At 44.4% G+C, this 10,286-nt stretch carries 10 protein-coding genes; 7 read left to right on the forward strand and 3 right to left on the reverse strand.

Going from position 1 to position 10,286, the window contains the following annotated elements; genetic code table 11:
* Positions 1–152 precede the first annotated feature (152 nt).
* The 5 genes from HMPREF1505_RS11570 to HMPREF1505_RS11590 all read left to right on the forward strand — a co-directional run bounded on the left by HMPREF1505_RS11570 (position 153) and on the right by HMPREF1505_RS11590 (position 3,723).
* Positions 153–464 carry a T9SS type A sorting domain-containing protein gene (locus HMPREF1505_RS11570; RefSeq protein WP_004360559.1) on the forward strand — a complete coding sequence of 104 codons (312 nt, stop codon included), beginning with the start codon at positions 153–155 and terminating at the stop codon, positions 462–464.
* A 46-nt stretch (positions 465–510) separates the two neighbouring features.
* Complete coding sequence (locus HMPREF1505_RS11575) at positions 511–1,059, forward strand: RNA polymerase sigma factor (protein WP_036925517.1); 549 nt, start codon at positions 511–513, stop codon at positions 1,057–1,059.
* A 67-nt stretch (positions 1,060–1,126) separates the two neighbouring features.
* Entirely contained in the window at positions 1,127–1,522 is a 396-nt protein-coding gene (locus HMPREF1505_RS11580) for a hypothetical protein (protein ID WP_036925520.1), read from the forward strand.
* Between the two features lie 16 nt (positions 1,523–1,538).
* Positions 1,539–1,961, forward strand: coding sequence for a hypothetical protein (locus HMPREF1505_RS11585; protein ID WP_036925523.1), 423 nt, complete (start codon positions 1,539–1,541; stop codon positions 1,959–1,961).
* A gap of 241 nt (positions 1,962–2,202) precedes the next feature.
* Positions 2,203–3,723, forward strand: a complete 1,521-nt coding sequence (locus HMPREF1505_RS11590) for a glycoside hydrolase family 10 protein (protein ID WP_036925525.1) — start codon at positions 2,203–2,205, stop codon at positions 3,721–3,723.
* Positions 3,724–3,878: 155 nt separating this feature from the next.
* Here the strand turns inward: HMPREF1505_RS11590 and HMPREF1505_RS11595 are convergent, their stop codons facing one another.
* The 3 genes from HMPREF1505_RS11595 to HMPREF1505_RS11605 form a co-directional block, all read right to left on the reverse strand.
* The gene (locus tag HMPREF1505_RS11595; RefSeq protein WP_036925526.1) at positions 3,879–4,991 is read right to left on the reverse strand and encodes a glycosyl transferase; all 1,113 of its coding nucleotides are present in this window, start codon (positions 4,989–4,991) and stop codon (positions 3,879–3,881) included.
* A 515-nt stretch (positions 4,992–5,506) separates the two neighbouring features.
* On the reverse strand, positions 5,507–6,493 hold the full coding sequence (locus HMPREF1505_RS11600; protein WP_081722961.1) for a glycosyltransferase family 2 protein: 987 nt from the start codon (positions 6,491–6,493) through the stop codon (positions 5,507–5,509).
* The gene (locus tag HMPREF1505_RS11605) at positions 6,442–7,338 is read right to left on the reverse strand and encodes a glycosyltransferase family 2 protein (protein ID WP_036925529.1); all 897 of its coding nucleotides are present in this window, start codon (positions 7,336–7,338) and stop codon (positions 6,442–6,444) included. Before HMPREF1505_RS11605 ends, HMPREF1505_RS11600 begins: the two co-directional genes overlap by 52 nt.
* Before the next feature lie 57 nt (positions 7,339–7,395).
* On the opposite strand from HMPREF1505_RS11605, the gene HMPREF1505_RS11610 reads away from it, so the two are divergent.
* Both HMPREF1505_RS11610 and HMPREF1505_RS11615 read left to right on the forward strand, forming a co-directional pair.
* Positions 7,396–8,901 (forward strand): oligosaccharide flippase family protein, encoded by a 1,506-nt coding sequence (locus HMPREF1505_RS11610; RefSeq protein WP_036925531.1) that lies wholly within the window; start codon positions 7,396–7,398, stop codon positions 8,899–8,901.
* Entirely contained in the window at positions 8,888–9,868 is a 981-nt protein-coding gene (locus tag HMPREF1505_RS11615; RefSeq protein ID WP_036925534.1) for a glycosyltransferase family 2 protein, read from the forward strand. The genes HMPREF1505_RS11610 and HMPREF1505_RS11615 overlap by 14 nt, the downstream gene beginning before the upstream one ends.
* Positions 9,869–10,286 lie beyond the last annotated feature (418 nt).

Consider the following 10,286-nt stretch of genomic DNA (forward strand, 5'->3'; position numbering starts at 1 on the left):
TACCGATTTTAGCCCTTAACTTTTATATGTGGAAAAGGTTTACCGGACAGCAATATATTAATTTATATTAAATCTTAATAGACTAATGCAATAAAATAAGTAGATGTATTCCTAAATTTGTTATCTTTGTAGCTAACATAAAAGCATAGTCTATGATAAAAAATATATTTACTCCTTTTCTTTTCACATTACTGCTCTCTGTAGGCTTCACCGCACCGGTGCAGGCACGTGCAGCGATTGATTTGATTGACTTAGACGTTCAGACTATTTCAATCTCGGTTGTTGGTAACGTGTTGCATGTGGTTGGTGCTGAGAACGAACAGTTGGCAATCTATAATGTGACGGGTGTACGCGTGATGAGCGTGAAGGTTGATGGTGACGATAAGCACTATACGCTCAACCTCCCGAAGGGATGCTACATCGTCAAGGTGGGTAATGTAGTTCGCAAGGTATCTATCCGTTAAGACGCCGTTCGGCTCTTGACAATTAAAAGCCTTTTCTTGAAGAGTAGTGACTCCCCTCGATGAAGCTGAAGTGGTTCGCCTGTTGGCGAGTTCCGAAGGAAGACAGAAGGTTTTCCCCATGATTGTTGACCAGTACAGCCAATCGCTGTATTGGAAGATTCGTAGTATAGTCCTTACGCATGAGGATGCTGACGACGTATTGCAAAACACGTTTCTCAAAGCATGGAAGAGTCTTCCGACCTTTCAAGGAAAAGCTAAATTGTCCACTTGGCTTTATCGCATAGCTATTAACGAATCGCTCGATTTCCTTCGTCATCAAAAGACAGCAGCACTCTCCAGTGCTGATGCCGACCTATCAGTAGCCAATCGCTTATTAGCAGAGGACTACTTCGATGGCGATAAGAGTCAGGCAGTGTTGCAGGAAGCCATTGCAACCTTGCCTGATGTGCAGCGTACGGTGTTCACACTTCGTTATTATGACGAGATGAAATACTCCGAGATAAGCGAGATATTAGGTACAACCGAGGGTTCGCTGAAAGCCTCTTATCATATTGCTGTACAGAAGATTACTGACTATGTGAAGCGGTATGAATAATATTTTACCTTGATAATTAAACCATTCAGCCTTTCTGCAGTCTAAGTTATATCAAAGAAAAAACTTTATGGAATCAACGAATCACTTACAAAAGGAATACGACACGCAGCGGCCTTTCACAGTTCCAGAGAATTACTTCTCTGAATTGTCTTCCCGTGTGATGGCTCAGATACCAACAGAAGAGCAGAAAGAGGCAGTGGTGACGGTAAAACCACGTCGTACGGTGGTGCATTATCTCCGCCCATTGGCAGCAGCAGCGATGACAATCGGGGTTGTGTTGGTAGGCTTCCTTGCTTATCATGAGTTTGATGGTGGACAAGGGAAACATGCTTTGGCAGAGGATCATTTGGCGCAGGGAGCGCACGAGACATCGGCTTCATCAGAAGATGATTTCGATCAGGCAGCTGATTACTTCATGATAGACGAGTCGGATATGTATGCTTATCTGGCGAGTGAAGAATAATAGAGGAGAAGGAAGTATGAAATATAAAAGAATAATCCTATTGCTTTGCGTTTTCTTCAGTGTGTCTTTGCTGCATGCACAAGGGAAGTTTGATTTTAACAGAATCAAGGCAGAGTCGCATAACTTCATTACTAAAGAGGCAGGATTGAGTGCGCAAGAGGCAGCACGACTCTTCCCGGTCTTTGATGAGATGCGAAGTAAACAGCGTGGCTATTTCGATAAGTTACGTGCTATTCATAGTGCAAGGCCATCATCAGAACGCGAGGCAAGTAAGATGATTGAACAGGCTGACGCCTATGAAATACAATTAAAACAGATAGAACAGCGTTATCATAAGGAAATGCTAAAGGTGATTCCTGCCACAAAATTGCTGCGCGTGTTAGAGGCTGAACGCCGCTTCCACCGCCAAATGTTTAGGAAGATGGCAGGGAGGAGATAAAACCTCACCCCCCAACACAAAGCCTCACCCCCCAGCCCCCTCTCCGAAGGGAGAGGGGGAGTGCTGGAAACAGTTTGCTTGGGAGTGATGAAAATCCTGATTCTAATTAATTAGCTTGTGACAGCTTAAAAGTTATTCCCAAACCTACAAGGGGTATCACGCATACTACTCCCCTCCCTTTGGGGGAGGGGTAAGGGGGAGGGGCTACTGTTGTTGGTTTGCATATAACTAAATTAAAATAATGAGACAACTTCATTCTCTATTGAGATTATTGATTGCCGCAGTGCTTTTCATTGGGGTGGCAAATGCCGTGTATGGACAGGTTCCAGCTAAGAAGCGAGAGTTCCGCGGTGCGTGGATTCAGTGTGTGAACGGACAGTTCCAAGGTATTGGTACAGAGGAGATGCAACGTACGTTGCGTTATCAGTTGGACGAACTGCAGCGAGATGGTGTGAATGCTATCATCTTTCAGGTGCGTGCAGAGTGTGATGCGCTCTATCCAAGTAAGTATGAGCCATGGAGTAAGTTCCTTACAGGGCGTCAGGGTACACCTCCTTCACCTTATTGGGACCCATTGCAATGGATGATTACGGAGTGTCACGATCGTGGTATGGAACTTCATGCGTGGATTAATCCTTATCGTGCAAAGACAAAGAATACCACACAGTTGGCAACGAATCATGTAGCAGTAACCAACCCAAATCGTGTTTTCTCATACGATGGACTTTACATCCTCAATCCTGCACTGCCAGAGAATCGCAATTATATCTGTGCAGTGGTTGATGATATCGTGAGCCGATACGATATTGATGGCTTACATATTGATGACTATTTCTATCCTTATCCTGCTGCAGGACAGACCATTCCTGACCAAGCTTACTTCCAGCATGACAGACGTGGTTTCACCAATATCAACGATTGGAGACGTAATAATGTAGACCTTTTCATCAAGCAGTTGGGTGAGTCTATCCATCGTCGTAAGCCTTGGGTGAAGTTTGGTGTGTCTCCTTTTGGTATCTATCGCAATCAGAAGAACGACCCAAAGAATGGTAGTCGTACAAATGGTTTGCAGAACTATGACGACCTCTATGCCGACGTTCTTAAGTGGGTGAACAATGGTTGGATAGACTATTGTGTGCCACAGATTTACTGGGAGATAGGCAATCGTGCAGCTGATTATAAGGAACTCATCGGCTGGTGGAACCGCTATGCAGGCAATCGTCCGTTGTATATTGGTGAGGATGTACTCCGTACGGTGAAGTATGCTGACCCACAGAACCCTAACTCAAATCAGCTTCCAGCGAAACGTCGTCTGCATCAGCAGTGTCAGAACGTGAATGGAACGGTGTTATGGTATGCTAAGTCGGTTGTTGATAACCCAGGCAACTATGGTACACTCCTTCGCACAAACTACTGGCGTTATCCAGCTTTGCAGCCTTTGATGCCATTCATTGACGATGAGGCTCCATCGAAACCAAAGAAGGTAAAGGCAAGACAGGAGAGTGATGGCTACTATTATCTCACATGGAAGGCTCCAAAGGGAGAGGGCTGGAAGGATGCTCCTTATCGTTATATCGTTTATCGTTTCTATGCCGGTGAGCCAATCAATCTCGATGATCCTTCAAAGATTGTGGGGATGCCTTACGGCAATAAGCTGCGTCTTAATTATAAAGACGGCAGTACAAAATACGTCTATGTCGTTACTGCTCTTGACCGAATGAGTAACGAGAGTCATGGAAAAAAGAAAAAAGTGAAGCTTTAGGCTTCACTTTTTTTATTGAGGTTATTGGGCTGATAGGGCTTGTTAGCCTGATTTTTATTAGCCTTATTGGGCTAATTAGCCCAATTGTTATTAGCCCAATAGGGCTTGTTAGCCTAATAATTATTAGCCCAATTAGCCTTATTAGCCCAATAAGGCTAATACTCCTTCTCCCTTAATACCCCCCGATAAAGCTCCTCATACTGACGGGCAACCTTGATATGATCATGATGTTTGCGTACATATTCATAGCTATCGCGGCGCAATTGTGGAATGAGAGAGAGGTTATTGACGAGGTGAGTAAGCTCTCTAACACAACTTTCATAAGTCGGGAGGACGTTGATGATAGGTCGGAGTGTAGTCTCGTTGATGATTTCATAGTTCTCTGGCTCACCGCCACCGATACAGATAATACCATGTGCCATCGCTTCAAGGGGATTCATCGAGGGCGTATAGCTGTAGAGTTGGTCCATAATAGCATCTGAACCGAGCATCGTTCGCACGTATTCGTCAAAGGGTAGACCATTAACAACAGTGAGGTTGAGGCGGTCGGGGTATTGTTTTTTCACCGTCTCTGCGGCTCTCAGCATGATGTCAGTCCCTTTATATACCGACCGACTCTTACTGATTCCAATAAAAAGATTCAGTTTCTCGGGTGTTTCATCGGCTATGATAGGCGGTTCACCGACAACGATAGGGAAGGGGATGAAGGTTGTTTTCTTAGGGAAATACGGTTCATAACAGCACCAATACTCGTAGAGTCCTGTCACGATAGCGTCGCATTGCTCAGCCATCAGCTGGTTCAGACGACCTTTTTCCGTACCAATCCAATCCTCTCTCTCGACTATCGCCTCCTTATTTTGGCGCAGTTCCTTACCGATATTGAAGTCGCTGTAACGCAGTGGCATCGTCGTTGAGCACGTGTTTACCCAATAATAATCCATGCCAAAGCCACAGAGCACAACCTTTTTGTTATGCTTTTTCAGATAATGAAAGAGCGGAAAGAGCCGTTCCGCCTTCAGTTCAAAGAACACAGGATTGATAAACTGTACGATGTCATAGCCTCGCAGACGGGGCAGTAAGGTATAGATTTTAGCCATTAAAAGCATGCCACCTAACCTTCCCGACCGTCTGGAAACATCAATATCACGTGGGTAATTCTTCCAAAAATCCCCATTCGACACCACTGTTACGGTATGTCCAAGTTCACGCAAGCCTCGTGCCAGCGTGTTATGTACGTTGCTATATTCACCTAATAGTAGGACTTTCATTTGACTTTTTTAATTCAGAATTCAGAATTCATAATTCATAATTATGATTACCGAGTTTGCTATTCAAAGGTAACTTATAAATTACGTTTACACAAGTTTTATGGGTTGTTTTCTCCGTTGCTCCCTGCACCGACGGTGCCTCCGTGTCATTAAAAAAGACTCCGTAAACTCCGTGTCTCCGTGTGAGATTTAACCCCAAAAGACAAAGAAATATATTGATAAAATGTTCGATGAAATGGCGGAGAAAAAGACTAAAAACAAGCTGTTTCAACACCCTTGTAAGTATTTTGCTATCAAGTAGTTGCAAAGGTGATTCCCAAAAGGTGCTTAATAGGACTTCAAAAGGGCGTTAGTAAGAGGCTTAAAGGGCATCTTTTCGAAGTCAATTAGCCGTCTTTAAGAAGCCAAAAGAGCATGTGTTGGTTTTGAACAGTATGAAAATAGTTTACAAGAATCAGTTGATAAGGGAGTAAACTGTTCGTAGAAGACGGATAGACACCGTATCTACTTGCGTCTTATCCCTTGTTTATCCTTAACAGCATTATCAATGTCTTGCGCCCGAAACTGCTGTTTGTCATTCTTCTGAACCACTTATACTTACTTGTATAGTCCTTGTCGGGCAGCGGGAAAAGCCCATGTCGGGACAGACGTTGGAGCACATGGTTGAGATGAGTCTCGTCATGTGTCATCGTTATCACGTTGTAAATATGGTCCATTGTCAGTTGGGCGATGCGTCGTTCCATTGCAATACGCTCTTTTACAGGGAGATAGTCAACCCGCTCTTTCAACCGATAAAGTACCTGCTCGGCGTCAGAAAGGCGGCGGATATGCCAACGTTTGTCACGCTTGTGCATGATAGACCCCTCACGTTTACGATAGTAATACGCCTTGTTATTGGTAAAATAAAGGTTCTCAGCACGTAACATGAGTTGTGGCGTAAACTCTTCATCCTCGTGAAGTATGCCTTTAGGGAAACGAAGATCGTGTAGAATCTCCTTGCGGAAAAGAACTGTACAGACACTGCCCCGCAGGTTATTGTGCGTCATATATTCCGTTCCACTTATCGGACCCTCAGCATCAGCAAGTGGTTTTGAGGTTTTCTTGTCAGTTGACTGGAATAAAACCATATCCGTTTCGCGGTATCTGATGATATCTAAACACTGCTCATAGGCACTTGTCAGCAACAAATCGTCACCATCAATAAACTGAATAAAACTTCCTTCAGCCAGTTCAATTCCTGTGTTCCGTGCTTGTCCCAATCCTCGGTTAGGCTGTCTGACGTAGACAATGTTCGATGAAAGCGCAAGCAATTCGTTGAGAGGCGAATACTCCGCACCGTCATCCACGACGATAATCTGGCGTTCTGTCTCGTTCAGACTCAATGCCAAAATGCTGCTGATACACTCTTTTAGCATATCAACAGGCTCGCTATAGTAAGTTACGATGAAGCTTACGAGTGGCTTATCTTCCTTATTTTGTGAATAAACTGGTTGAGTTGACATAAGCGTTTTAATCCGATTAAGTGGAGAATAAAGAGTTTCAAGGTTCCTTTATAGGGCAGAACGGGTAGGATAGGGGCAGCATGAGTAGCCTCGTAGACATCCAACTGAATATTAACCAATGCCTGATAGTAAGCAGGTGTCAGTTCTCCCCACAGCTTGAGGTGCTTAAGATGCGCTTCCAAGAGGTCGTTCAATTCCTTTCCTCCTGCTTGAGCGGTGATGCCTTTGTCGTTTTGACAATAGTAATACATGCCCGCAGCAGTAGTTGCCACTACCTTTGCCTGCTGCAATAAGTAAGGATAAGTGTAGACATCTTCAAACACTCTGCCCTCTGGAAAGCGCGTCTGTGCAAAGAGTTCACGACGAAAAAGCTTATTACAAGCGTAGGTGTGGAGGTGAGCCCCGCCCAACCAATAATCACGAATAGAACCGATTGTTGTGTCCGTGAAGGTCAGCAGTCGTTGCCTCGTCGCACTTCCGTAATACAGCATAGCAGGATATTCAAGGATATCATAGTCTGGATGTGCTGCCAAGACAGCCAACAACGCATCGTATGTACCCTCCGCAACGAAGTCATCAGAGTCGACAAAAGTAAGAAAATCCCCCGTTGCCACTTCTATTCCTGCGTTTCTTGCTGCCGAAAGCCCCTTGTTTTCTTGGTGGATAAGCCTACAATTCCCCTTGTTAGCGGTCATCTCTTCGGCTATTTTCCCAGAGGAATCCGTCGACCCATCGTCAATGAGAATGACCTCTATCCTCTCATCCATCTGCGTTAACACACTCTCCAAACATCTCTGGAGTGTGTCTTCAACGTTATAGATGGGGATGATGATAGATAATCTCATGTAATAATTGTTTGATGCAAAAATAATAAAAAACTTTTAAATCCGTTAGTTAATGTGATGAAAAAAGCCTCTAATACTGACAGCTATTTGCATATCTTGAAGTACATCAGCCTCTTTGGTGGTGTACAGGTGCTGAATGTGCTGATTGGTATCGTTCGCAACAAGTTTGTTGCCATGCTGCTCGGACCGCAGGGAGTAGGACTTATCTCGCTTTTTAATTCCACAACCAAGCTCATCAGTGACTCCACGAACTTTGGAATATCTATGAGTGCTGTGCGCAATATCTCAGAGGATTACGACCAGAAGGATGAAGAGAAACTGACGGAAGACATTGCCCTTGTGCGTTCATGGAGCCTGCTTGCTGCCTTGTTGGGATTCTTTATCTGTATCTTCCTGAGTCCGTTGCTTAGCCGTTACACCTTTGCGTGGGACGGACATACGCTTCATTTCATTCTTCTTTCTCCTTGTGTGGCATTGACAGCCTTAGCTGGAGGCGAGCTTGCTATCCTTAAGGGAGTCCGTAAGTTGCGTTCCTTAGCCGCTATATCGGTGTATAACGTGTTAGGTGCCTTAGTATTAACCGTTCCACTTTATTATTTCTTTGGTGATGCTACCATTGTTCCTTCGTTGGTATTGATGGCATTGGTGCAGCTCTTATTGACGATAATGGTTTCTTGTCGGCTCTATCCTTTCCACGTTTCTTTCCAAAAAACGTTCTTAGACAAGGGTTGGGGCATGATTCGTTTGGGTACAGCCTTTGTCTTTGCAGGCATCTTGGGCTCTGGTGCCGACCTGATTATCCGCAGCTATCTCAATAATGTTTCGGATATAGCAACCGTGGGTTTCTATAATTCTGCCTTCATGATGACGATGGTTTATGCAGGTATGATCTTCTCTGCAATGGAAACTGACTACTTTCCACGCCTTTCTGGGGCAAACAACTTGAAGTTTACTTTTAATCAGATTGTCAACCGACAGATAGAAGTGACACTCCTTCTCATCTCTCCTTTGCTTACTTTCTTCCTCTTATTCCTGCCCCAGCTGATACTTTTCCTTTATTCCGATAAGTTCCTTCCAGCCCTCAGCATGGCGCAAGTGTTGGTGTTGGCGATGTATATCCGTGCTATTCGCCTCCCTGTAGAGTATATTCCTTTGGCAAAAGGAGACTCAAAATCCTATCTACTCTTAGAGGGATTGTATGACATCTTCCTTGTCGCACTCGTACTACTTGGCTTTTGGAAGTGGGGACTCTTCGGTGCAGGATTAGGTATAGCAGCAGCGGGTCTGCTCAATCTTGTCTGTGTCTATGGCTATGCTTACGTCCGTTATGGTTATCGTCTGTCCTCATCAGTGATGCGTTATGCCGCACTTCATTTCTCAATCGGACTCCTTGTGCTTCTTAGTGTGCGCTCTGATGACGAGTGGATGCGGTGGGGCGTAGCCAGTTTGTTATGCGTTGTCAGTACGATAGTTTCTCTCCGTGTGATGAAAGCGAAGTCGGGACTATGGAATGCTTTAATCTCTAAAGTGAAGAATAAGTTTGTTCGCCATGCCAAAGATTAGTATACTTGTAGCCGTTTATAACACAGCAGCTTACCTACCGCAATGCCTTGACTCGCTGTTGTCGCAGACCTTGAAGGATATTGAGGTTCTTTGTGTCGATGATGCGTCAACGGATAAGTCATTGGAGATTCTCCACCAGTATGCTGAAAAGGACGAGCGTGTGAAGGTTTTTGCGCTAAAAGAGAACCACGGAATAGGCTATGCCCGAAACATGGCACTGTCCAATGCCTCTGGAGATTATATCTGTTTTGTGGACAGTGACGATTGGTTGGCTTCAACGGCACTTGAGAAAGTATGTGAAGCCTTCACCGATGAGATTGATTCCGTACTCTTTCAGGTTGTTCATCATTACGAGAATGGAGAGGAAAAGGTCTTTCCTATGCCTCATTTCGGTACGTTGTCAGGCGCAGAGGCTTTTAAGGAAAGCCTCACATGGAAGATACATGGTGTGTATGCAATTAGAGGAGATATCCACCATACCTATCCTTATGACGACACACTTCTGACCTATAGCGATGAGAATGTAACTCGTATTCATTATCTAAAGTCTCGCAAAGTAGCTTTTTGTGAGGGTGTTTATTATTATCGACAGCATACTTCTTCCACAACACATAACATCAGTGTTCGCCGTTTCGACTTTCTCTTAGCGAACGAGAGTATGCGTCGTCAGCTCCTTTCTTTGGGTGCATCAGAGGAGACTCTCCGTTGTTTCGAGACGGTGAGATGGCTCAACTTAGTGGGTCTTTACATGTTCTATTATCTTCATCGCCATGAACTCTCCGTAGCCGACCGCCAACATGGTTTGTCTGTCATGCACCATGTTTGGCAAACCATCAATCTTCGGCAAGTAAGTCCTTCAATCAAAAGGAAGTTCGGTTATCTGCCCCTCCGCTGTTCGTGGTCCCTTTTCCGTTTGCAGGAAGAAGTCTACTTCTGGCTGAGGGGTGTTGTGGGGAGGAATAAATAGCCTCACCCCCAACCCCTCTCCGAAAGGAGAGGGGCGTAATTACCGCGATACCCCTTGTGTTTAGTTGACAAGTATTTAGTTGACAAGTAAACAAGTTATGTGCGATGCATTATACACTTATTGGCTATTTCTTATTTATATTCGTGTTATTCGTAGTTCTATTCTTTGTCTTCGTGCAATCCGTGCAATTCGTAGTTTCGTGCCATTGGTGTTTTGTTGGGGGGGAGTTGCATCAAAAACCTTGACATTTTCTTTAATAAAATCCCTGAAATAAGGGTGAAAAATACGTATTGTGAGCCGGTTTGCAACTAACAGTAAATCAGGAGGTTATAAAATACGAAAGTAGAAGGTGCTTATTAAGGGTTCAAAAGGGCGTTAGTAAGGGTCTTAAAGGGCACCTTTTGCAAGCCAAAAGGGC

This window comes from Prevotella sp. ICM33 (assembly GCF_000517825.1).
GTDB classification, from domain to species: Bacteria; Bacteroidota; Bacteroidia; order Bacteroidales; family Bacteroidaceae; genus Prevotella; species Prevotella melaninogenica.